The organism is Pseudomonas sp. 2FG (assembly GCF_005502935.1).
In the GTDB taxonomy this organism is placed as follows: Bacteria; Pseudomonadota; Gammaproteobacteria; order Pseudomonadales; family Pseudomonadaceae; genus Aquipseudomonas.
On the sequence record NZ_SCMP01000004.1, the window covers coordinates 14,669 to 34,409 of the forward strand.

Here is a 19,741-nt window from a genome sequence, read left to right on the forward strand (position 1 = left end):
TTTTAGCTGCTCAAGATCTTGAGCCATGACCAACGCTCTTGGTAACTCTTCGCTTTTTGAATGAAGAGGTCTGGCTGATGATTCAACGGATTTATGCGTAACAGACCTTCGTCTGCGTCCGTCAAACCGTAGGGCGCATAAATTTCTCCGCTCCGGATATCCAACCCAATGCACGTACCCGAGATTAGATAGCGATCAACTCCCTCTTTTGCTGAGCGAAGCTGAGGGTAAGGTCTACCGAACCGCTGGGCGTACCAGAGGTGGACACGTGCTTGGTTTTTGACCTCGATACTGATATCCAGATCTCGGCATGCGTCTTGGACAGCGTTGATTACTGAGTTCTCAGCTTCCCAAGATACATCCTCATCGAAATAGAAGATGTCGTAGTCTTTGATACCCCATCCCGCTGGTAACCCAGACTTTTGATTCCACACTGTTTGGAAAAGGCAACCAGCCGTCAGCATGCATTGATCCAGACCTAGGGCTGGCAAGCGACGAATCAGCTCGGCATTTACACGGTTAGTTGCAGCAATCTCGATGAGCCTTTCACTTGTCAACACTGCCTAATTTCCCTGTTCCCTGAATGTAAATTTCCCTGAGAGTTCTATATTGGGTAGAAAGCAGCCACTCACCTTCCCCCAACAAATAGCCCCGCAGATGCGGGGCTATTTTCTTCCTGCAAGCTTACTTGCCGTAGATATCGAAGTCGAAGTACTTGCTCTGAATCGCCTGATACTTACCGTTGGCGCGGATCGCCTTGATCGCGTCATTCAGCTTATTCAGCAATGTCGTATCGCCTTTACGCACGGCGATACCGGCGCCTTCACCGAAGTAATGCGGATCGGTGAAATCCGGGCCGACGAAGGCGAAGCCCTTACCACTGCCGGTCTTCAGGAACCCCTCATTCAATGGGATGGCATCCGCCAACACACCGTCCAGACGCCCGGACAGCAGGTCCAGGTAGATCTCGTTCTGCGTGCTGTAGCGCACCACCGTCACGCCCTTGGGCTCTAGCACCTCGGTGGCGAAGCGATCGGTGGTGGTCGAGCGTTGCACCGCGATGCGCTTGCCCTTGAGGCTCTGGAAGTCGGCATCGACCTCAGTGCCGGCCTTCATCGCCAGGCGCGCCGGGCTGTAGTAGTACTTGCCGGTGAAATCCACCGACTTGCGGCGCTCATCGGTGATGGTCATCGACGACAGAATCGCATCGACCTTGCGCACCTTGAGGGACGGGATCAAACCATCGAACTCCTGCTCGACCCACTGACACTTGACCTGCATCTGCTCGCACAGCGCATTGCCAATATCATGGTCGAAGCCCTCGATCTCCCCCGCCGGCGTCTTATAGGCGAACGGTGGATAGGCCGCCTCGATGCCCAGCCGCAAGGGCTTATCGGCGGCGAACAGGCTGGAGGCCATCAGGCCGAGGGCGATGCTGCCCAGTAGTGCGATTTTTCTCATGGTTGCGACTCCCGCTGTACGTAGACGTATAGGACTACTCGCTGCCGGCACGGGCCTAGCAGTTAAGTTCGGTTTGGGTATTAAGTTGCAAGGCAGAAGAAAGGGCACCAGCGGTGGGCAGGTGCTCAAACAGATTGGCTGATGACTGACGGTGAGGGTTCATGGCTCGCCACTGTATTGTACTTGTGAGTCCATACTGGACTTAAAAGTACATATCGTCAACAGTCCAAAACCTTCCCGCATTCCGCTGCGGGATCCTGGGCAATAGCGCTAAACAGTGAGGTGGGGTCAGGCGCCAGAGTGCCAAGACTGGCGCTGCTCGCCGCCACGCTGGAGCGGCGCTGCGAGGCGGTGAGTCAAACGGCAGCGAAGCCAATGGACAGCAGTTCTAGGAGGCCTAGAAATAAGACTGTTTCCCTAGTTTTTCTGCCAACGCTCAGCCGCTTGCTGATCGCTGCAGCGTCCCTCGACCCAGCGCGGGCCGTCGGCGGTGTCTTCCTTCTTCCAGAACGGCGCGCGGGTTTTCAGGTAGTCCATGATAAAGGCGCAGGCATCAAATGCCGCCTGGCGATGGGCGCTGGCGGTGCCGACGAAGACGATCGGCTCGCCCGGCTCCAGCCGGCCGATGCGGTGCAGCACTTCGATCTTCAGCAACGGCCAACGCTGCTCGGCTTCGCTGGCGATCTTGGCCAAGGCTTTTTCGGTCATTCCGGGGAAGTGTTCGAGGAACATCCCGGCCACCTCGCGGCCCTCGTTAAAGTCGCGCACATAACCGACGAAGCTGACCACCGCGCCGACACCGACGTTAGCTGCGTGCAGAGCGTTGACTTCAACACCCGGATCGAAAGCGCTTTCCTGTACCCGAATGCCCATGCTAGCCACCTGTGACCGTGGGGAAAAACGCCACCTCGTCACCATCCGCCAGCGGCTCATCGAGGCTGCACAGCTCCTGATTGCGCGCGCACATCAGGTTCTGCTCGGCCAACACCGCCCAGACGCCACCGCGGGCCAGCAGGTGCTGACGCAGCGCGTCGAGGGTGGCGAACGTCTTGTCACCGCCCAGTTGCTCGGCATCGATACCCAGCGCCTCACGGTAACGGGCGAAATACTGCACGCGAATCATCATTGCTCCTCGGCTTTGGGCTCTTGCACCTTGAAGGCACCGCTCTTACCACCGAGCTTTTCCAGCAGGCGCACGCTTTCGATGACCATGCCGCGATCCACCGCTTTGCACATGTCGTAGATGGTCAATGCCGCAACGCTGGCCGCGGTCAGCGCCTCCATCTCCACCCCGGTCTGCCCGGCCAGCTTGCAACGGGCGCGGATCCGCACCGCGTCGTGGCCCTCTGCCGTCAGTTCGACTTTGACGCTGGTCAGCATCAACGGGTGGCAGAGCGGAATCAGATCTGCGGTTTTTTTCGCCGCCTGAATGCCGGCGATGCGCGCCACGGCAAACACATCGCCCTTGGGATGCCCGCCGTCTTGGATCAGTTGCAGGGTTTCCGGGCGCATGCGCACCAAGGCTTCGGCGACGGCTTCACGGGAAGTCACCGCTTTTTCGGTGACATCGACCATATTGGCGCGGCCTTGGGAGTCGAGATGAGTTAACACTGCCTTACTCCTGATGAGGAGTGGCGATTGTAAACCCGCGGGTCAGATTCCGGCACGCCTGAATAGCGGCCAATCGACGAGAAGGGGGCCGGGCGGCGCCTAACCGCCCGGCGGTCGGCAGACTTACATATTGGCTTCGGCGTACTCCGCCAGCACCGAGCGCGGCACCCCTTGCAGGGTGATGTGCACGCCGTGGGGGAAGTCCTTGAAGCGTTCGGTGAGGTAGGTCAGGCCTGAACTGGGCGCCGACAGATAAGGCGTATCGATCTGCGCCAGGTTGCCCAGACAAACCACCTTAGAGCCGGTCCCGGCGCGGGTGATGATGGTTTTCATCTGGTGTGGAGTGAGGTTCTGGCACTCGTCGATCAGGATCAGGCTCTGCTGGAAACTGCGACCCCGAATGTAGTTCAGCGATTTGAACTGCAACGGCACCTTGCTGAGGATGTAATCGACGCTGCCATGGGTGCTTTCATCATCCATGTGCAGGGCTTCCAGGTTATCGGTGATGGCGCCGAGCCAGGGTTCCATCTTCTCCGCCTCGGTGCCCGGCAGAAAGCCGATCTCCTGATCCAACCCCTGCACGCTGCGGGTGGCGATGATCCGCCGGTAGCGTTTGCTGACCATGGTCTGCTCGATCGCCGCGGCCAGCGCCAGAATGGTTTTACCCGACCCGGCAGCGCCGGACAGGTTGACCAGGTGGATGTCCGGATCGAGCAAAGCGAACAACGCCAAGCTCTGGTACACGTCCCGCGGACGTAAGCCCCAGGCCTCCTGATGCAGCAGCGGCTCCTGGTGCAGGTCGAGGATCAGCAGTTCGTCGGCCTTGATGCCCTTGATCCAGCCGACAAAGCCCTGCTCATCGACGATGAACTCGTTGATATGCACCGCCGGCAGGTTGTCGGTGAGCTGCACGCGGTGCCAGGTGCGACCATGATCCTGGCGGGTTTCCACCTTGCTCACGCGGTCCCAGAACGAGCCGTTAAGCGTGTGATAGCCACGCGGCAGCAGCGAGATGTCGTCGACCAGCTGGTCGGTGTGATAGTCCTCGGACTCGATACCGCAGGCGCGCGCCTTCAGGCGCATGTTGATGTCCTTGGTCACCAGCACCACGGCCAAACCGGGCTTGCGCGATTTCAGCTCCACCAACTGATTGATGATTTTGTTGTCGTTGAGGTCTTCCGGGAGCCAGGTGATGGGCTCGGCACGCCGGCTCATGAGGATCGACAAAAAGCCACAAGGCCCACTCTTGTCGCGCTGAATGGGTACCCCATGCTCCACTTGTTCCGGCGAGGCTCCACCGAGAATCTTGTCAATCAGGCGAATGGCCTGACGGCACTCGGCGGCGATGCCTTGTTTGCCGGTTTTCAGCTTATCCAGTTCCTCCAATACGGTCATCGGGATGGCAACGTGGTGTTCCTGAAAGTTGAGCAACGCGTTGGGATCGTGGATCAGGACGTTCGTATCGAGGGCGTAGAGGGTTGGAGCGGTAGGGCTGGAGCGTCCGTGGTCATCCATACTCGGTCACCTTCTTATAGGAGCCAAGCGACGGAATGCCAGAACGGCGCTCCGCCGCGGAGAGGCCGCCGTCTTCTCGGGCCGCGGCGCAAGAAGATGCAAACAAGGTATAGGCCGATGGCCGCCACCTGTGTTGCAGGGTTCGACGGTCTGTCTTTTAAATACTCCAAAAAACATGACAGCAAAAAGTAATTTTTTTGTTTTTAGGGTTTATTTGTCGGCACGACGAAAAGCGCTTGGCGCCGCCCGGGTAGCTCGTTACAGTCGAAAGTCCTACCGCCTCGCGGCAGGTTCCTCCGCGCGGCAACGATTCACCTCCACGGTCACATGCACCAGCTCGGTAAAGCCCGCCAGGCGCGCCTTGTAGCGATCCGCCGAGGTGTCGCCATGGGTTACCGCCCCAAGATCAAACCGCAGAGCGTGGCTGGGTAGAGCCATCTTTGGCGAAACCCAGCGTCTGCCCCAGCTGGGTTTCACTTCGTTCTACCCAGCCTACACCCCTAGCTCCAACCTATAAGCGTTATAGCTAGAGCCTGGACAGCGCAGCGCCTAGAATCAGCGCAGCCTTTAGGAGACGACTCATGCTGATGGTGCTATCCCCCGCCAAAACCCTCGACTACGCCAGCCCACCGACCACCGCCCGCTACACCCAGCCCGAGTACCTCGATCACGCCCAAGAGCTGATCATGCAACTGCGCGAACTCAGCCCCGCCCAGATCGGCGAGCTGATGCACCTCTCGGACAAGCTCTCCGGGCTGAATGCCGCGCGCTACGGCAGCTGGACGCCGCTGTTCACTCCCGAGAACGCCAAGCAGGCGCTGCTGGCCTTCAAGGGCGATGTGTATACCGGCATGCACGCGCAAGACTTCACCGAAGCCGACTTCGACTTCGCCCAGGAGCACCTGCGCATGCTCTCGGGCCTATACGGTGTATTGCGGCCGCTGGATCTGATGCAACCCTATCGCCTGGAAATGGGCACCAAACTGGCCAACCGCCGGGGCAAGGATCTCTACGCGTTCTGGGGCGAGCGCATCAGCGGCTGGCTGAATGAAGCCTTGGCCGCTCAAGGCGACGATATCCTGCTCAACCTGGCCTCCAACGAATACTTCAGCGCGGTGAAACGCCAAGCGCTCAACGCGCGGATCATCGACACCGAGTTCAAGGATCTGAAAAACGGCCAGTACAAGATCATCAGCTTCTATGCCAAAAAAGCCCGCGGCATGATGGCGCGCTACGTGATCAAGGAACGCCTGAGCACCCCCGAAGGGTTGAAGGACTTCAATTGTCAGGGCTATCGCTTCTCGGCAGAAAACTCCAAACAGGACAGCCTGGTGTTCCTGCGCGACGCGCCACAAGACTGAGCCCTGACCTTGCCCCCTATCTATTACCCCAACCCCCTGTTGTAGGATGGTGCCTCCCCTCTCGGCGAGGCCCCCACATGCCCTATCGCAGCACTCCAGCAGGCCGCCAAACTTATGAGTCGAGGTCCTGGCCATGCTGATCGGCGCCCTGCTCGTCCTCACCTGGCTGATTCTGCTGATCCGCTACCCGGCTAAAGCCCTGCCGGTGTCCCTCGCCGCCTTACTCGGCCTGGCCATGGTCGCGGTCTGGGTGTTCTGGCTGGAGCAACGTGAAGAACGCCAACTGGCCCACCTCGAGCTGCGCTTGAACTACGCGCCCGACGCCTGCCCGGCCGACCGCCCGCTGGCCCTCCGGCTGAAGAACGGCAGCGACAAGCCATTGCTGGAGTTGCGCTGGAGAGTCAGCGCTTATGCTCCGGGAGACAGCGTCAACCTGGTGCAAAGCTTCTACGATTCGCCCCGCTACCGCGGCCCGGGCGAACTGCTCCCCGGCGAGAGCTGGCAAGATTGCCTGCCACTCCCGCCCCTGCGCCCCGGCTATCGCGCGGCGACCGTGGAATTCCGCGCCGAGCGTCTGCAAGGTAGTTTTGCCGATTAACCCCTCGCCCCGAACCGACATCGGCTACGAACCCGCCATGCCCAACCAAAGGACTAGCGCATGACCCAGCCCACCGCCCTCATCACCGGTTGCTCCAGCGGCATCGGCCGCGCCCTGGCAGAGGCCTTCCAAGCCGCCGGCTACCAAGTCTGGGCCACCGCCCGCAAAACCGACGACCTCGCCGCCCTCAGCGCCGCCGGTTTTATCGCGGTACAACTGGACGTCAACGATGGCGCCGCCGCCGAACAGCTCGCCAGCCGCCTGAACCAGGAAACCGGCGGCCTTGACGTACTGATCAACAACGCCGGTTTCGGCGCCATGGGCCCATTGCTGGATGGCGGCGTCGACGCGCTGCGCCGGCAGTTCGAAACCAATGTCTTCGCCCTCGTCGGCGTGACCCGCGCGCTGTTCCCGCTGCTGCGCCGCAGCAAAGGTCTGGTGGTGAATATCGGCAGCGTCTCCGGCGTCTTGGTTACCCCGTTTGCCGGCGCCTACTGCGCCTCGAAAGCCGCCGTACATGCGCTGTCCGACGCCCTGCGCCTGGAGCTCGCACCCTTCGGCATCGGCTTGATGGAAGTCCAACCCGGCGCCATAGCCTCCAGCTTTGGCGCCAACGCCAGCCGTGAAGCCGAACAGGTGATTGCCGAAGGCTCACCCTGGTGGCCGATTCGCGAAGGCATCCGCGCTCGCGCCAAAGCCTCGCAAGACCACCCCACACCCGCCAGCGACTTTGCCCGCAACTTGCTCGCCGCCGTCCAAAGCGCCTCCCCGCCACGCCTGCTGCGCCTGGGCAACGGCAGCCGCGCGCTGCCGTTGCTGGCATGCTTGGTGCCTAAGGCGCTGCTGGAGAAGGTACTGAAAAAACGTTTTGGCCTGGATCGAACGCTTTGACTCAGCCATGGCCGCTAGACTGCCGGCAAGGTTGGCCAGCTCGGAGTCATGGAGGGCTATATGAGAGACCCAGCAAAGCCCAAGGTGTATTACAACAGCGCCTGCCCGGTGTGCAGAGCCGGCATCAACGCTCAAAGAAAGCGCATGGAGTCGTGTGGCATCACCGATATCGAGTGGGTGGATGTGCACCACAACCCGGAGGCGGTTAAAGAAGTCGGTGCGTCTCTGGAGGAAGTCCGCGAGCGCCTTTACCTTAAGGACGAAGCTGGGCATATCAACATAGGCACCGAAGCCTTTGCCGAACTCTGGGCGAAAACGCCGAAGCAGCGTTGGCTGGGCCATATGGTTCGCCTGCCAGTCATTCGCCCCAGCGTAGCGTTCGCCTACAAAGTCTTCGCCAGGCTGCTCTATCGCTGGAATCGCAGGCTCGGGCATTGGTAGCGGCTTTAAGCACGCTAGTGTGCTGTCTCAGAATTATTGTTTCGATGACACCGGCTCGTAGGGTGCGCCGTGCGCACCAGGCACCCGGTGTCAGTGGTGCGCACGGCGCACCCTACACAGGCCAGCCGCAGCCGCTTGAGCAATGATTATTGCGAGACAGCACACTAGCGAGCAAGCGCCGCCAGCGGCCGCGGCTTGGGCTTACGGAACACCAGCACGTTCCCCAGCATCACCAATACCAGCCCCGCCAGCGCGGGTAAGGTCCATTGGTAGCCCTCGACCAAGGCCGAGATATTCAGCGCGACGACCGGGAACAACACGGTGCAGTAAGCGGCGCGCTCCGGCCCCATGCGGCCGACCAGGGTCAGGTAGGCGGTAAAGCCGATGACCGAGCCGGGAATCGCCAGGTAGAGCAGCGAGCCGACATAGCGGCTGCTGGTATCGAAACTGAACGGCGTACCGCTGAGCAGGCAATAACCCGAGAGCAGCAGCGCGCCATACAGCATGCCCCAGGCGTTGGTGGTCAGCGGCTTGAGGCCGGCCTTCTGCTGCAGGCTGGAGAGCATGTTGCCGGCGGAGAAGCACAGCGTGCCGAACAGCGCCAGGCCCAGACCGATCAGGGTTTCCTGGCTGGCCTGGTGGCCGGCCAGTTCGGGCCAGAACAGCAGCGCCAAGCCTGCCAAGCCGAGGGCGCCACCCGCCAGCACATTGGCGGCCACCTTATGGCCAAAGAAGATCCGCGCATTCAGTGCATTCCACAGCGTCGCGGTGGAGAACACCACGGCGATCAACCCACTGGGAATCCACTGGCTGGCGGTGTAGAAGCACAGGAAGTTGATGCAGAACAGGCACAGCCCCTGCGCCAAGCACAGCAGTTGCGCGCGACCATCGAGCTTCTGCAAGCGGCGGCTGAGCAGCAAGACGGCGAACAGCACCGCAGCCGCCAGGCCAAATCTATAGGCAATCGACAGCGGAATGGCGACTGCGCCCATCTGCAGCTTGATGGCGATCCAGGTGGTGCCCCAGATCAGCACGGTGAGTAGATACAGCGAGAGGTTCATGCGCGACTCCTACGACTATGCCGGGGAGTCTGGGCCGTGCAAGCGACGACCCGCTTGCACAAACTTGCGCTTATTTGCTGCGCCGGGCTGGCAGCGGCGCCCGCGCGCGTTAGCATGGGCCCACTAGAGCGCCGCAGTCGGCGCGGGTTCAGGCCATGTCGCAACTCGCACAGATCCAGGTATTCCAATCGCTGAGCAGCTCGCCGCATGCCCGTCTCGAGCATTGTGCCGAACTCGGCGACGGCCTGATCGCGGCGCTCTGGAGCAACCACCACGACGCCCGCGAATACCAGGGGCCGAGCCACCACACCCTGTCCTGCTACCTGGCGGGCGGCACCGGCACCTTCCGCCGCGACAGCCCGAGCAGCAAGGGCGCGCCGGACAAGCTCTGCGTGCTGCCCGCCGGCCATGAGTCGGCCTGGGTGATCAATGGCGAAATCCGCCTCGCCCACCTCTACATCAGCCCCGAGCGCTTCGCCCTCGGCGCCCTCAGCCTGCTCGACCGCGAGCCGCGCGAGCTGCAGCTGCGCGAGCGCACCTTCCTCGACGACCCGCAGCAGGCCCTGCGCTTTCGGCAGTTGACCGCGCTGAACTGGGACGAGCCCGGCGAGCGACTGCTGACCAGCAGCCTGGCCCACGAGATGCTCAGCCACGTCCTGCTCAACCAGGTCGGCCTGCGCCAGGGCCTGCGTCTGAAGGGCGGCTTGGCGCCACGCCTGCGCCGGCACTTGATCGACTATATCGAAGCGCACCTGGCCGAGCCCATCAGCCTGGGCGAGCTGGCGAGTTTCGCCGCGCTGTCCGCCTACCACTTCGCGCGCATGTTCCGCGCAAGCTTCGGCGTCCCGCCCCACCGCTACCTGCTGGCCCGGCGTTTGGCGCGGGCGCAACAGCTGCTCAAAGACGGCGCCCTGCCCCTGGGTGAAATCGCCCTGGCCTGCGGCTTCGCCAGCGCCAGCCACTTCAGCAATCGCTTTCGCGCGGCCCTGGGCGCCACACCTGGCGACTACCGCGCGGCCCTGTGCGGCTAGAAAACGCGGAGTCAGTCGTCACCCCGGCGTAGGCCCCCAACTGAATACTCTGTGGCCTGGGCACCGACCAGATATTGCTAAGGGCTAAGCAGCAAAATCAGCGCAACCTAGTTCTGCGTCTGAGCCTGCGGCCCCAAGTTGCGCCGGAACCAGTCATCCAGCATGGCCTTCTCATAGCGCAGGCGATCACTGCTGAAATAACGATTGCCGTGTTGCAGGTAAGACTGATCGATCACCAGCGCCTCGCGATTGGCGATCTCCTGGCCGTCCTGTTGCAGGGCATAGTGCAGTTTGATCCGTGGCCAGGTGATTTCGCGCATGAAGCGCACCTCGCCGTAATTGATCCGCCAGGGCTCGTAACGCCCCGCCAGGTCGATATCCAGCACCTGTACTCGCAGGCTCTGGCCTGGTTGCAGGTAGCGCTGGCCAAGTTTCTCGATAAAGCTCTGCAACTCGTTCAGCACCGAATCATCGGCGCCGCGACCGTAGGCACGGGAGAACCGCGCATCGCTGTAGTTTTCCGGATGGCTGAAGCTGACCTCGGTGGTCGATGCCAGTGCTACCGGGGCCAGCACAAGCAACAAAACACCAAGAATCAGCGCAATAAACAGGCGCATTGCACACCTCCTAACGGTGCTTATTCGCACTCACCGTCAGGCTCAGTTTACGCCCACCGCCACGGCTGAAAAGCCGTTTCAAGCCGCCAGCGGCAGCAGCCCGCCTAACGGCAGCAGCAGGCTCAACGGCAGCACCCAGCGGCTACGCCAGGCCAGCAAGGCGACCAGCAGCAGGCCGGCCAGCATCAGTTGGCAGAGCCAGATCAGCGCGCCGATCTCGCCGCCCAAACGTTCGCTGCACAGCCCCAGCGCAATGCCGAAAGCCAGCACCGCCGCAATCCGCAACACACGACTGCGCAGGGGCGAGGGAGCCCCGCTTAGGATCGCCTGGTGATGCCGCGACATCGCCAGGCTCAACGCGGTCATGGCCAGGTAGCTCAGGGCAAAACTCAAACAGAGCATCAAGCGCTCTCCTCGGCCAGTTGACGACGAACAGCTACGGGGCTTGCCGTCGGCACGGGTGGCCGACGCCAGGCCAGCAAGGCACAGATCAGGCCGGTTGCCAGCAGGCTCAGGTCGATGCCCGCCAGCACCCAGTCACCACGTGGCACGCTGGCCAGCAGGTGGCCATCGGTGCTGGTCAGCGCGTTCAGCCAGGGCAGCCCCAGCGCCAGCACGGCGGCGCTGCCGAGCAGGTCGCGCGCGACGCGCCCACTGTTGCGCCGCACTAGCGCCCACAGCGCAACCAGCAACCAGACGCCGATAAACACATAGGCCTCGGCGCTAGCCCGCTCGGCTAAGCCGGCAGGCAGCAGGCGGTTGCCATACAGCAGGCCGAGGCTGGCCAGCGGCAGGCCGCCGAGCACCGCGCCATTCAGCGCCCGCACCAGGCCTATGCCACGGCCGCCGCGCGCCTCGCGCTTACGCAGCCAGACCTGCAAGCCGCCCACCAGCATGGCGCAACCCATCAGGCCGAGTAGCAGGTACAGGCCCCGGACTAGCTGCCCGCCGAACTGGGCCATGTGCAGGTTGCTCAGCCAGGCGTAGCTCTGGTAACCCGCCGCATAGGGCCGTTGCTCGTTTAGCAGCTCGCCGGTGCCGGCGTCGTAGGACAGGACCCACTGGAAGTCGACGATCTTCGACCGCTCGAAACGCCGGATATCCACCACCGCCGCCGCATCGCCCGGATGGTGAACACTGATCCAGCCCGGCTGACCGCCGCCCCAGCGTTGCCGAGCCTCTTCGAGCAAAGCATCGAGGGACACCGACGGTGGCGCCGGACGCTTGACCTCCTCACGTTGGTAAGTCCCCATCGCTTCGTGGAAGAAGCGCTCGGCATCGCCCTGGTAGCCCACCTGCACGCCGGCCGGCATGTAGAACACCACGAAGATGGCGAGGCCACTGTAGGCGATGAGCAGGTGGAACGGCAGGCCGAGCACGCCGAACAGGTTATGCGCATCCAACCAGGCGCGCTGGCCGTTGGCGTTCGGCCGCAGGGTGAAGAAATCCTTGAAGATGCGCCGGTGGATGATGATGCCGCTGACCAGCGCCACCAGCATGAACATGGCGGCGATGGCGACTAGGTACATGCCGATGGCGCCGGCGTGCAGGTCGTAATGCAGGGTGAAGAAGAAGGCTCCGCCGAGAGTGTCCGGCATCGCCTCGCCGCTGCTGGGGTCGAGGGCGAAGCTCTGGAAGCCACGCTCGTCCGCCGGCTCGTAGCCGGCCCACCAGAAGGGTTCGCGTTCGCTCGGCGGACGCAGCCAGATGGCGTGGGCATCCGGCGCCTTGGCCAACAGCCAGCCGCGCACCTGGTCCAGGCTCAGGCTGTGCTCGCCGGGTACATGCAGCGCCGGGCGCATCCAGCGTTCCAGTTCCTTGTCGAAGCAGGCGATGCTGCCGGCGAAGAGGATGACGAACAGCAGCCAGGAAGGCAGCAGGCCGCCCCAGGTATGCAGGCCGGCCATGGATTGTCGCAAGCTCATGGTCGCGCTCCGAATTCAGCGGGAAGGAATGCCGCCAAGGCCATCAGCGCGGTCAGCCCGAGCAGCACCAGCCAGACGCGCAACGCGCTGCGCGCCGCGAAGGCGTAGAGGATTGCCGCGGTATAAACGGCAAAACAGGCCAGGCTGGCGAACACCACCCGGTCGCTGCGCATCAGCGGCAGATACACGGCAAGAAACGCGGTGGCCGCATAGGCCAGCGCATATCCGCCGAGAATCGCCGCCAGAATGCGCGAGGTCACGGCCCAGCGCGTGGAGGTCTTGGCTTTGCTCACGGTCTTTCCCTTATCCGGCCCGGCTACCCCGGGCACTGGTCAGAAGTTGTAAGCCACGGTGCCGGTGATGGTGCGCCGTGTGCCGATGAAGCAGTCGCCGCGCGCCAGGCAGGTGGTGTAGTAGGTCTTGTCCTCGAGGTTGCTGCCGTTGAGCCTGAAGTCCCAGTTCTGCAACCGGTAGCTCAACAGGGCATCGACCAGGGTGGTGGACGGGGTTTTCAACTTATCGCGGCCATCCCAGCTCGCGCCCACATAGCGCACGCCAGCGCCGACGCTGAAGCCCGGCAGGTCACCGATGCTGAAGCGGTAGAGGCTCCATAGCGACATCGGCGGCCAATTGGGCTCGATCGAAGCTGCCGTACTGCGCCTGCACTTGGCCCTGCCGCTCTGCCTGCGGGCGTTTGCTCACCAGGTTGACGATGCCGCCCACCGAACTCTGCCCGTAGAGCATCGACGACGGCCCCTTGAGCACCTCGATGCGCTCCAGGGTGTAGGGATCGGGACGCGAGTTGGCGTAATAGCCGAAGGTCTGCTGCAGTCCGTCCTGGAAGATCACCGGTGCGCTGCCACGGATGGTGCTCCAGTCGCCAGGCCGTAGGTTTCGCCACGCACGCCGGCGGTGTAGCGCAGCGCATCCTGCACGCTCTGCGCGCCCTGATCACGAATGCGATCGGCGGTGATCACCGATACCGACTGAGGGGTTTCCAGGATTGGCGTATCCGTTTTGGTGCCAGTCGAGTTGCGCTCGGCGACATAACCGACCACCGGGCCGAACGGCGATTCGGTTTCTTCGACCCCGGTGATGCTCAGGCTCTGCAGCTCGACCTGCCCGTCTCCCTGTTGGGTTGGCGCTGCGGCGCCTTTGCTGGCATCTGCGGCCAATGCGGCCAGCGGCAGGCCGAGGCCGAACAGGGCCGCGCGCACTGCAGTGGCCACGGGCTTACGAGCAGAGAATGCAGCCATGGGAACATCCTTCTAGGGTCGGGTTTCGAATGCTTCGCCGGCTCCGTGCAAGCGAACGAGAAAAATCCGCGGAAGTGTTTACGAATTATTTGTATTTAGCAATTATTTTCAAATAGCCCGATCAAAGCCTGAAGCGGGGCCGTGGCGCCCGGCCGCTCGCCCCTTACCAGGGGTAAGCCGCGCTGGTGTTCAGCGTGCATGGGGCGGGGATGCCGGCGGCGGGGCCTCGGTGAGCACCTTGCTCTCGGGGATCTCGAACAGGGGGCGAAGGGCTGGCCGGCGTTCGGGGTAAAATCGGCGGGGTAGCTGGGGCAGGATGCCAGCCCGCCCTGTGCCCAGGGGCAGGCCTAGTCGGCCTCGACTTCACCCTCAGCTGCTTGGCCGGGCTGGCTGCGCTTGTGCCCGGATTTTTCCGTCGACACCGAGGGGAACTGCGACGAGGCATAGCGCACCACCAAAATCGCCAAGGCCAGCAGCAGAATCGCCCCGGACACGTACACCACGCCCATATCCGGGCTGTGATGGTGCGACACATCGGAAATCAGCAAGCGGGTCAGCGCGGTGATCGCCACATAGATCAGGAAGCGCACCGGCATATGGTTGGTCTTGAAGTAGATGCCGACCATGGCGCCGAGTTCCAGGTAGATGAACAGCAACAGAATGTCATCGACCGTGATATGGCCCTTCTCCACCATGCCCAGAAACGCCACCACCGCCGCCCAAGCCGTGATACCGCCGATGGCGAACAGCGCCAGGTAGTGAAAGCTCTCGACCAGCAGATTGCCCAGCGACTCCGCCAGGCCGTGCACGTTCGCGCGGAGGGCTTCGGCCCAGTTCAGTTTCAAGATGCTGCTCCTTGGTACGACTCGCCGTGATGATGGCGCTCGAAGGTGACACTTGGGTTATGCAGGATGGGGGCCAGTGCAAGCCTCCTGGGCGGAGTGGCGAGAACGGGCACTCACTGCTAACGTCATCACATCCCGCGGACCTGGGAAGCGGTAATAAACCTTGTGCCCTGCGCCGAACCCGCTGATACGAGACGCCAGGTCGGTTAGTGGAAGTCACTCGGGGAACCCCCCTTTTCCCGGCCCGCCCCCCACACAGTCGGCCATTGGCGCTCCAGGCTCCGGGGGCCAGGCAGAAAACCCAGGGAGACGGGCTCCAACCCGCCGCCAACGCCGAGCTGAGGATTCCACCGGGAGCAGCCTATGGCTGCCGCCAAGGAGGGCCGAGTGTTTCGCAAAATCCAAAACCTGCGTACCCGCACCCTGCTCTATTTGCTGCTGTTGCTGTCCGGGTTTGCCCTGGCCAGCTACTGGACCACCTCCCATCTGCTGCAGCGGAGCCTGCTGCAATTCGAAGAGCGCCATGCCCAGGAGGAGCTGGAACGGGTCCGCGCGGTGCTCACCGCCGAGGCCCAGGGCCTGCTGGGCAGCGCCGTGGACTATGGCGCCTGGGACGACACCTACCAGTATCTGCAACAAAGTAATACTGATTACCTGGAGAGCAATTTCACCGCCGCCTCCATGAAAACTCTGCGGGTGGATTTCGCCACCTTCCTCACCGCCGCCGGCCAACCTCATTCCGCCTTCGATGCCGGCTCCGAGCAACTGGAAGAACTCGGCGCCGACAGCGCCAAGCTGCGCGAGGTGCAAGCCGGCCTCGCCACGCTCACTCCCAGCCTGCAACAAAAGGGCGCCTACCTGCTGCGCTGGATCGACGGCATCCCGGCCCTCCTGGCCTACGCCCCGGTGCTCGACAACAGCCGTACCCAGCCGCGGCGAGGCTGGCTGGTGATGGGCCGTCTGCTCGATGATGACGGCCAGGCCGAGCTGGCGCAGTTGGTCTCCACGGCGTTCCAGTTGGCGCCGGCGGCGGCAAGCGTGCAGACGCCGCGGACGACGTCGGACAGCATCCGGGTTAGCCGGGTCCTCGAGGACTCCCTCGGCAGCAGCGCCCTGCGCCTCATCATCCAGCACCCACCGATCCTGCACAGCCAGAAACGCGCCGGCGACCTGCTGCTGATCGGCAACTCCCTGGTCATCCTGGTGCTGGCGGCGCTGGCCGCCGCCGCCCTGCTCGATCGCCTGATCCTCAAACGCCTCAGCCTGTTCTCGCGCCTGGCCGAACAACGGCAGCGGGTGGATGAGCAACCGCCGGTCTGGCCGGTGCAAGGCCATGACGAACTGGACCAACTGGCCCAGTCGCTCAACGAGCTGATGGCGGAAGTGCACTCCGCCCATGCGAATCTGTACCAGGATGCGCGCAAGGACCCGCTGACCGGCTTGGGCAACCGCAAGTTCCTCGGCGAGCGCCTGCCCCTCTACCAAGCCATCCAGCAGCGTCAGCCGGAACTGGCGCTGACCATCTACCTGATCGATCTGGACGACTTCAAACTGATCAACGACTGCCTCGGCCACGAGGCCGGCGATGCCCTGCTGGACAGCATCGCTCAACGGCTGCGGGTTTTGATTCGCGCCAGCGACACCGCGGTGCGCATGGGCGGGGACGAGTTCGCCGTGCTCAGCCTGGAAAGCGCCGGGCAGGGCAGCCACATCCTGGCCCAGCGGCTGCTGGAAGAGATCTGTCAGCCGCTGATGTTTCAGGGCTCCCGCCTGGCGATCAGCGGCTCCATCGGCATCGCCCATGCCGCGCCGGACATGAGCCAGGAGGAGCTGCTGCGCAACGCCGACATCGCCATGTACCAAGCCAAGCGCGCGGGCAAGAGCCGCTATGCGTTCTACTCCGCGGCCATGCATGCCAACGTGCAGGAGCGCATGTTCATCGAGCAACGCCTGCGCCAGGCCCTGATCATGGGCCAGCTGGAGGTCTGGTTCCAGCCGATAGTCGACTGCACAACCCTGGAGGTGGTGATGGTCGAGGCGCTGGCACGCTGGCCAACCGACGCGGGCTTCTGCCCGCCCGACAAATTCATTCCGGTGGCCGAGGAAGCCGGCCTGATCGGCGAACTGGGGCACTATATCGCCCGGCATGCCGTCCACGCCTTGCCGCGCTTGCAGCAGCTGCGGCCCGGGCTCGCCCTCAATATCAATCTGTCGGTGAAGCAGTTGCTGCAGGTCGACCTCGTCAGCCAACTGTGCGAACTGATAGACGCCGAGCCGCTATCCCGGCACAGCGTGCACTTCGAGCTGACCGAAAGCGCGTTCTCGGAAAACCTGGAGCTGCTCCAGCAACAGGTGAACGCCCTGGTCGCGGCCGGCTTCAAGCTCCACCTCGATGATTTCGGCACCGGCTACTCCTCCCTGCAGCGCCTGCAACACCTGCCGATGTCGGCCCTCAAGCTGGACAAGTCCTTCACCCGCCTGCTTGACGAGGGTGATGAACGTATCGTCAAGGTGATTCTCTCGCTCGGCGAACAGTTGCAGATGAGCGTGATCGCCGAAGGCGTAGAAACCCCCCAGCAGAAGGAGCGTTTGCAGGTGCTCGGCTGCCGGTTGATGCAGGGCTATCTGTTCGCCAAGCCCATGCCCGAACCGCAGCTGCTGGACTGGCTGCAGGCCCGCGAGACGGCCGCCAGCCCGCCGCTGGAGTCATAGAACCGCACACTGCGCCCCGTCGCCGCGGGCAGAGTTGGCTGGCGCCGCAAGCCAACTCTATTCGCTGAGCGATCCGCGCCGGGCATCCGGCATGAGCTGGAGATATTGCTCCGTGCTCATATGCACCAGCGCTTCATGATCGCCCGACTCGAAATACACATCCTTGACGCCCACCAGGGCCTGGTCGATCAGGGTTTCCATCTCGAAGGCACTGCCCACCGGCGGAATCGCGCCATACTCGCAGTCGCCGAAACGGGCGCTGAACTCGTTCTCCCGGGCCAGCCGCCAGTGGCGTTTGGTGAGTTTGCGCACCTTGCCGAGATCAACCTGCCGAGTCGCCGGCACCACCGCCATCAGCCAGTGCCCCTGGAAGTCATCGAGGATCACCGACTTGGCCATCAGATGGGGCGGCACGCCGGCGCGCCGGGCCGCTTCACGAGTGGTCACCGAGGGGTCGTGCTGCAGCATGTCGTAGCGGGAATGGTTCTGTGACAAGTAGCTTTGCAAACGGGTGGCCATGGTCATGATGCACCTCCTGCCGTTGGCCTGAGGATTGACGCCGGCCTCATCGTCCTGCTGAAACCCGCGCTGGCCGGTGCGGGTAGCTACCGGCTCATTCGCAACAGGGGTACCTCCCTGCCCCTACCTTGAGCGGTGAGCCAGGGCCCACTGCTCGCTCTACAAGTCTAGTGCATGGGTGTGCGGCCGCAGCGTCTAAGCCAGGCGTGGTTACACGACATCGTTTTAACCACCTGCTTGAAGCGGGCCGCTATCCAAGCGCGGCGGACTGCTTTATGCTTGCAGGCTGTATATAAACACAGTAATCAGCACGACTAACCCGCATGAAGGTGAGGTGATGAATGGCCGTCGAAGTGGTGTACCGCAGCAGCCGAGATCTGGAGCGTTTGTTCATGGATAAAGCCGAAGCCGATCGTCATGACAAAATGCTCGAACTGGCGGAGTTAGTGACGCAGGTGTTGCACAAAGCCGTACCGTCACTGAGCGAGCAACAAGGCGAAGAAATCGGGATTTATATGGCCAAGAACCGCGAGGTATTTGCCAAGGCCTTCAAGAGCCAGCCAGACGCCTTGAACGAGCTGATCAACCCTGTTGAAGAACCTGCGGACTGACATCCAGCGTTCTACAGCCGCCTGACCTGCGTCAGATGCCTGCCGAAGAAAGCCCCTCACGCGCGAGGGGCTTTTTATGCTTGGGAAAATCGTTGGTTATCGGCTTTTTTAGCCGTCAGGTTTTTCCAACGCCTCGACCATGGCCCGCATAAACCGCGCCGCTTCCCCGCCGGTTACCGCGCGGTGATCGAAGGTCAGCGACAGCGGCAGGATCGGGTGCACCAGCACCTTGCCAGCCACCGCCACCGGTTCTTCACGAATACCGCCGGCGCCGATGATCGCCACTTGGGGCGGCACCACCACCGGATTGGCGTAACGCCCGAACAGGGTGCCGAAGTTGGACAGGGTGATGGTCGCACCCATCATTTCCTGGGGTGGAATCGAGCGCGCTTTGACGTCCTCCCGCAGACGCGCCATGCCCTCCTTGAGGTCTTCCGCACTGCGCGCGCCGACATCGCGCAGTACCGGCACGAACAGGCCATCCGGCGTATCCACGGCGATGCCGAGATCGAGTTGCCGATGCTGCTTGATCGACAGCGACTGGCCATCGAACCAGGCGTTGAGCAGCGGCTCGACCGCACAGGCGGCGGCGATGGCTTTACCCAGGCGGATCAATGGGTCGCGGGCTTTGCCCCACTGGTGCAGGTCGGCGTCGCCATAGAGGGTCACCGGCACCACGGCGGCGTGCGACTTGGCCATGTTGATTGCCATGCTGCGGCGCACGCCACGCAGCTTCTCGCCGCCAAATTTGTCCCGCGCCGTTTGCGCCGTCGCTTCGACATCGGCACGGGTGATCATGCCGTCGGCGCCGGAGCCGCTCAGGCCATTGAGTTCCACCCCCAACTGCTTGGCCAATTGGCGCACGCCGGGGGTCGCACGTGGCGCCAGATGCTCGCGGGTAGACGGCGCGGCACCGACGAAGAAGCTGTCTTCCTGAGCGCTACCACCCCCTTCCAGGCGACCGACCACGGTGCCGGCATCGTCTTCCCCCTCGTAAGCCAGCAACGGCTCGCCGACGTGGAGGATCTCGCCATCGTTGCCGAAGCATTTGGCGATCACCCCGTCATAGGGTGCGGGAATATCGACTATGGCCTTGGCGGTTTCCACCGACACCAGCAACTGGTCGGCCTTGACCGTATCGCCGGCCTTGACGTGCCATTCGACGATCTCGGCTTCCTGCAGGCCTTCGCCCAGATCGGGCAATTTGAAGTACTTCATCTCCAATCTCCCATTTCGCTTCCCCCGTAGCTGTGGTCCAGCGCAAGCATCGCGGGCATGGCCCGCTC

General features: G+C 62.9%; 24 protein-coding genes and 2 pseudogenes. 8 read left to right on the top strand and 18 right to left on the bottom strand.

Annotated features, from left to right (window positions below; all coding sequences use genetic code 11):
- Nucleotides 1–2: 2 nt before the first annotated feature.
- From FFS13_RS05130 to FFS13_RS19980, 7 genes and pseudogenes are all read right to left on the bottom strand, one after another.
- Nucleotides 3–560, bottom strand: coding sequence for a nucleotidyltransferase family protein (locus tag FFS13_RS05130; RefSeq protein WP_137818034.1), 558 nt, complete (start codon nt 558–560; stop codon nt 3–5).
- 124 nt (nt 561–684) lie between these two features.
- The gene (locus FFS13_RS05135) at nt 685–1,461 is read right to left on the bottom strand and encodes an ABC transporter substrate-binding protein (RefSeq protein ID WP_137818035.1); all 777 of its coding nucleotides are present in this window, start codon (nt 1,459–1,461) and stop codon (nt 685–687) included.
- A gap of 417 nt (nt 1,462–1,878) precedes the next feature.
- Nucleotides 1,879–2,334: a molybdopterin synthase catalytic subunit MoaE gene (gene moaE / locus FFS13_RS05140; RefSeq protein ID WP_137818036.1), complete on the bottom strand. Its 456-nt coding sequence runs from the start codon at nt 2,332–2,334 to the stop codon at nt 1,879–1,881.
- Between the two features lies 1 nt (nt 2,335).
- On the bottom strand, nt 2,336–2,584 hold the full coding sequence (gene moaD / locus FFS13_RS05145; RefSeq protein ID WP_137818037.1) for a molybdopterin converting factor subunit 1: 249 nt from the start codon (nt 2,582–2,584) through the stop codon (nt 2,336–2,338).
- Nucleotides 2,584–3,072, bottom strand: coding sequence for a cyclic pyranopterin monophosphate synthase MoaC (gene moaC, locus FFS13_RS05150; RefSeq protein WP_137818038.1), 489 nt, complete (start codon nt 3,070–3,072; stop codon nt 2,584–2,586). The genes moaD and moaC overlap by 1 nt, the downstream gene beginning before the upstream one ends.
- 123 nt (nt 3,073–3,195) lie before the next feature.
- Nucleotides 3,196–4,587 (bottom strand): PhoH family protein, encoded by a 1,392-nt coding sequence (locus FFS13_RS05155; protein ID WP_137818039.1) that lies wholly within the window; start codon nt 4,585–4,587, stop codon nt 3,196–3,198.
- A 273-nt stretch (nt 4,588–4,860) separates the two neighbouring features.
- A pseudogene (locus tag FFS13_RS19980) lies at nt 4,861–4,992 on the bottom strand (cation transporter); the annotation flags it as partial.
- 176 nt (nt 4,993–5,168) lie between these two features.
- Here FFS13_RS19980 and yaaA point away from each other — a divergent pair.
- The 4 genes from yaaA to FFS13_RS05180 all read left to right on the top strand — a co-directional run bounded on the left by yaaA (nt 5,169) and on the right by FFS13_RS05180 (nt 7,878).
- Nucleotides 5,169–5,948 (top strand): peroxide stress protein YaaA, encoded by a 780-nt coding sequence (gene yaaA, locus FFS13_RS05165; RefSeq protein WP_137818040.1) that lies wholly within the window; start codon nt 5,169–5,171, stop codon nt 5,946–5,948.
- A gap of 133 nt (nt 5,949–6,081) precedes the next feature.
- The gene (locus tag FFS13_RS05170; RefSeq protein WP_137818041.1) at nt 6,082–6,546 is read left to right on the top strand and encodes a multidrug transporter; all 465 of its coding nucleotides are present in this window, start codon (nt 6,082–6,084) and stop codon (nt 6,544–6,546) included.
- A gap of 60 nt (nt 6,547–6,606) precedes the next feature.
- On the top strand, nt 6,607–7,437 hold the full coding sequence (locus FFS13_RS05175) for an SDR family oxidoreductase (protein WP_137818042.1): 831 nt from the start codon (nt 6,607–6,609) through the stop codon (nt 7,435–7,437).
- Between the two features lie 60 nt (nt 7,438–7,497).
- On the top strand, nt 7,498–7,878 hold the full coding sequence (locus FFS13_RS05180; RefSeq protein WP_137818043.1) for a DUF393 domain-containing protein: 381 nt from the start codon (nt 7,498–7,500) through the stop codon (nt 7,876–7,878).
- Between the two features lie 164 nt (nt 7,879–8,042).
- On the opposite strand, the gene FFS13_RS05185 is transcribed toward FFS13_RS05180, so the two are convergent.
- Complete coding sequence (locus tag FFS13_RS05185; protein ID WP_137818044.1) at nt 8,043–8,939, bottom strand: DMT family transporter; 897 nt, start codon at nt 8,937–8,939, stop codon at nt 8,043–8,045.
- A 29-nt stretch (nt 8,940–8,968) separates the two neighbouring features.
- Between FFS13_RS05185 and FFS13_RS20330 the strand changes: the two are divergent.
- A pseudogene (locus FFS13_RS20330) lies at nt 8,969–9,046 on the top strand (hypothetical protein); the annotation flags it as partial.
- A 48-nt stretch (nt 9,047–9,094) separates the two neighbouring features.
- Entirely contained in the window at nt 9,095–9,970 is an 876-nt protein-coding gene (locus FFS13_RS05190) for a helix-turn-helix domain-containing protein (RefSeq protein ID WP_137818045.1), read from the top strand.
- Between the two features lie 107 nt (nt 9,971–10,077).
- Here FFS13_RS05190 and FFS13_RS05195 read toward each other — a convergent pair whose 3' ends face one another.
- From FFS13_RS05195 to FFS13_RS05225, 8 genes are all read right to left on the bottom strand, one after another.
- Nucleotides 10,078–10,587 carry a DUF3016 domain-containing protein gene (locus FFS13_RS05195; RefSeq protein WP_137818046.1) on the bottom strand — a complete coding sequence of 170 codons (510 nt, stop codon included), beginning with the start codon at nt 10,585–10,587 and terminating at the stop codon, nt 10,078–10,080.
- A 78-nt stretch (nt 10,588–10,665) separates the two neighbouring features.
- Nucleotides 10,666–10,989 (bottom strand): DUF3325 domain-containing protein, encoded by a 324-nt coding sequence (locus FFS13_RS05200; RefSeq protein WP_137818047.1) that lies wholly within the window; start codon nt 10,987–10,989, stop codon nt 10,666–10,668.
- On the bottom strand, nt 10,989–12,512 hold the full coding sequence (locus FFS13_RS05205; protein WP_137818048.1) for a PepSY domain-containing protein: 1,524 nt from the start codon (nt 12,510–12,512) through the stop codon (nt 10,989–10,991). The genes FFS13_RS05200 and FFS13_RS05205 overlap by 1 nt, the downstream gene beginning before the upstream one ends.
- Nucleotides 12,509–12,805 (bottom strand): DUF3649 domain-containing protein, encoded by a 297-nt coding sequence (locus FFS13_RS05210; protein WP_137818049.1) that lies wholly within the window; start codon nt 12,803–12,805, stop codon nt 12,509–12,511. Before FFS13_RS05210 ends, FFS13_RS05205 begins: the two co-directional genes overlap by 4 nt.
- A 39-nt stretch (nt 12,806–12,844) precedes the next feature.
- On the bottom strand, nt 12,845–13,132 hold the full coding sequence (locus FFS13_RS05215) for a TonB-dependent receptor (protein ID WP_137818050.1): 288 nt from the start codon (nt 13,130–13,132) through the stop codon (nt 12,845–12,847).
- Nucleotides 13,095–13,361, bottom strand: coding sequence for a TonB-dependent receptor plug domain-containing protein (locus FFS13_RS19985; protein WP_256657823.1), 267 nt, complete (start codon nt 13,359–13,361; stop codon nt 13,095–13,097). Before FFS13_RS19985 ends, FFS13_RS05215 begins: the two co-directional genes overlap by 38 nt.
- On the bottom strand, nt 13,358–13,768 hold the full coding sequence (locus FFS13_RS19990) for a TonB-dependent receptor plug domain-containing protein (protein ID WP_256657824.1): 411 nt from the start codon (nt 13,766–13,768) through the stop codon (nt 13,358–13,360). Before FFS13_RS19990 ends, FFS13_RS19985 begins: the two co-directional genes overlap by 4 nt.
- 347 nt (nt 13,769–14,115) lie before the next feature.
- A complete protein-coding gene (locus FFS13_RS05225; RefSeq protein WP_137818051.1) occupies nt 14,116–14,613 on the bottom strand; it encodes a phosphate-starvation-inducible protein PsiE in 498 nt (165 codons plus the stop codon).
- A 387-nt stretch (nt 14,614–15,000) separates the two neighbouring features.
- Here FFS13_RS05225 and FFS13_RS05230 point away from each other — a divergent pair, with 387 nt between their 5' ends.
- Entirely contained in the window at nt 15,001–17,325 is a 2,325-nt protein-coding gene (locus tag FFS13_RS05230) for a bifunctional diguanylate cyclase/phosphodiesterase (RefSeq protein ID WP_171006425.1), read from the top strand.
- 57 nt (nt 17,326–17,382) lie between these two features.
- Here the strand turns inward: FFS13_RS05230 and FFS13_RS05235 are convergent, their stop codons facing one another.
- The gene (locus tag FFS13_RS05235) at nt 17,383–17,850 is read right to left on the bottom strand and encodes an aminoacyl-tRNA deacylase (RefSeq protein ID WP_137818053.1); all 468 of its coding nucleotides are present in this window, start codon (nt 17,848–17,850) and stop codon (nt 17,383–17,385) included.
- Nucleotides 17,851–18,185: 335 nt separating this feature from the next.
- Between FFS13_RS05235 and FFS13_RS05240 the strand changes: the two genes are divergently transcribed.
- Nucleotides 18,186–18,455: a YebG family protein gene (locus FFS13_RS05240; RefSeq protein ID WP_137818054.1), complete on the top strand. Its 270-nt coding sequence runs from the start codon at nt 18,186–18,188 to the stop codon at nt 18,453–18,455.
- Nucleotides 18,456–18,563: 108 nt separating this feature from the next.
- Here FFS13_RS05240 and FFS13_RS05245 read toward each other — a convergent pair whose 3' ends face one another.
- Nucleotides 18,564–19,673 carry a dihydrolipoamide acetyltransferase family protein gene (locus FFS13_RS05245; protein ID WP_137818055.1) on the bottom strand — a complete coding sequence of 370 codons (1,110 nt, stop codon included), beginning with the start codon at nt 19,671–19,673 and terminating at the stop codon, nt 18,564–18,566.
- Nucleotides 19,674–19,741 lie beyond the last annotated feature (68 nt).

Coding starts and splice junctions, on each gene's coding strand:
- FFS13_RS05135 (WP_137818035.1), bottom strand. CDS start 1,461: ATGAGAAAAATCGCACTACTGGGCAGCATCGCCCTCGGCCTGATGGCC.
- moaE (WP_137818036.1), bottom strand. CDS start 2,334: ATGGGCATTCGGGTACAGGAAAGCGCTTTCGATCCGGGTGTTGAAGTC.
- moaD (WP_137818037.1), bottom strand. CDS start 2,584: ATGATTCGCGTGCAGTATTTCGCCCGTTACCGTGAGGCGCTGGGTATC.
- FFS13_RS05155 (WP_137818039.1), bottom strand. CDS start 4,587: ATGGATGACCACGGACGCTCCAGCCCTACCGCTCCAACCCTCTACGCC.
- yaaA (WP_137818040.1), top strand. CDS start 5,169: ATGCTGATGGTGCTATCCCCCGCCAAAACCCTCGACTACGCCAGCCCA.
- FFS13_RS05170 (WP_137818041.1), top strand. CDS start 6,082: ATGCTGATCGGCGCCCTGCTCGTCCTCACCTGGCTGATTCTGCTGATC.
- FFS13_RS05175 (WP_137818042.1), top strand. CDS start 6,607: ATGACCCAGCCCACCGCCCTCATCACCGGTTGCTCCAGCGGCATCGGC.
- FFS13_RS05180 (WP_137818043.1), top strand. CDS start 7,498: ATGAGAGACCCAGCAAAGCCCAAGGTGTATTACAACAGCGCCTGCCCG.
- FFS13_RS05185 (WP_137818044.1), bottom strand. CDS start 8,939: ATGAACCTCTCGCTGTATCTACTCACCGTGCTGATCTGGGGCACCACC.
- FFS13_RS05190 (WP_137818045.1), top strand. CDS start 9,095: ATGTCGCAACTCGCACAGATCCAGGTATTCCAATCGCTGAGCAGCTCG.
- FFS13_RS05195 (WP_137818046.1), bottom strand. CDS start 10,587: ATGCGCCTGTTTATTGCGCTGATTCTTGGTGTTTTGTTGCTTGTGCTG.
- FFS13_RS05200 (WP_137818047.1), bottom strand. CDS start 10,989: ATGCTCTGTTTGAGTTTTGCCCTGAGCTACCTGGCCATGACCGCGTTG.
- FFS13_RS05205 (WP_137818048.1), bottom strand. CDS start 12,512: ATGAGCTTGCGACAATCCATGGCCGGCCTGCATACCTGGGGCGGCCTG.
- FFS13_RS05215 (WP_137818050.1), bottom strand. CDS start 13,132: ATGTCGCTATGGAGCCTCTACCGCTTCAGCATCGGTGACCTGCCGGGC.
- FFS13_RS19990 (WP_256657824.1), bottom strand. CDS start 13,768: ATGGCTGCATTCTCTGCTCGTAAGCCCGTGGCCACTGCAGTGCGCGCG.
- FFS13_RS05235 (WP_137818053.1), bottom strand. CDS start 17,850: ATGACCATGGCCACCCGTTTGCAAAGCTACTTGTCACAGAACCATTCC.
- FFS13_RS05240 (WP_137818054.1), top strand. CDS start 18,186: ATGGCCGTCGAAGTGGTGTACCGCAGCAGCCGAGATCTGGAGCGTTTG.
- FFS13_RS05245 (WP_137818055.1), bottom strand. CDS start 19,673: ATGAAGTACTTCAAATTGCCCGATCTGGGCGAAGGCCTGCAGGAAGCC.